General features: G+C 70.7%; 2 protein-coding genes. Both read left to right on the top strand.

Annotated features, from left to right (window positions below; genetic code table 11):
* On the top strand, window positions 1-647 hold a 647-nt coding region (locus tag ACIKT0_RS19305; protein ID WP_407106885.1), incomplete at its 5' end, for an RNA-binding protein.
* Window positions 644-866: translation initiation factor IF-2 associated domain-containing protein (locus ACIKT0_RS19300; RefSeq protein WP_407106884.1), on the top strand; the 223-nt coding region annotated here is incomplete at its 3' end. The genes ACIKT0_RS19305 and ACIKT0_RS19300, both read left to right, overlap by 4 nt.

The raw sequence follows: 866 nt of genomic DNA, 5'->3' as shown, positions 1-866 counted from the left end.
CCTGCGTGGCGACGCGGGCCGTCCTGCCGGCGGAGGAGCTGATCCGCTTCGTCCGCGCGCCGGACGGAGCCGTCGTGCCCGATCTGAAGCGCGCCCTTCCGGGGCGCGGCGTCTGGGTCACGGCGAACGCCGAAGCGGTGCGGCTCGCGATCAAGCGCAAGGCCTTCGCGCGTGGATTCCGGGAGCCCGTTCAGGTCGATCCGGAACTCCCCGAGCGGGTGGACGAGTTGATCGAGCGGCAGGCGCTCGCCATGTTGGGCTTCGCCAACAAGGCGGGCCGGCTGACGTGCGGCTTCTCGAAGGTTGAGGCGGCGCTTGCGGGCGAGCCCGTGGTGGCGTTGATCGAGGCCGCGGATGCGAGCCCGGATGGCGTGCGCAAGCTCGGCCAGGTGCTGACCCGGCTCGGCAGGTCCGCGCAGGTCCGTCGGGTGCGGCTGTTCCGCTCCGGGCAATTGGACTTGGCGTTGGGGCGGTCGAATGTGGTACATGCAGCGCTACTCGCAGGCCCGGTCAGCGCCGCTTTTCTCGCGCGATGCGATGCGCTCGCGCGGTACAGGGACGTGAGCGAAGGGTCAGACCCGGCGGACGCCGCCCGGTCGACGGATGCAGGGTCGGGCGACAAGCCCGTAGGAACGGACAGGGCATGACGGATACGAAGAATACGGGCGATAAGACTCTGACGGCCTCGCCGAAGACGCTGACGCTGAAGCGTCCGTCGGAATCCGGCGTGGTGCGGCAGAGCTTTAGCCATGGCCGCACCAATGCGGTGGTGGTGGAGAAGGTGAAGCGACGGGTCCTGACGCCCGGCGAGGCGAAGGCCCAGGCCGCGCCGCCTGCTCCCGCCCCTGCAGCGCCGCGTCCCGCCG

Origin of the sequence: Hansschlegelia beijingensis (genome assembly GCF_045505405.1) — a bacterium.
Taxonomy (GTDB): Bacteria; Pseudomonadota; Alphaproteobacteria; order Rhizobiales; family Methylopilaceae; genus Methylopila; species Methylopila beijingensis_A.
This window is presented reverse-complemented; position numbering and strand designations above follow the sequence as displayed.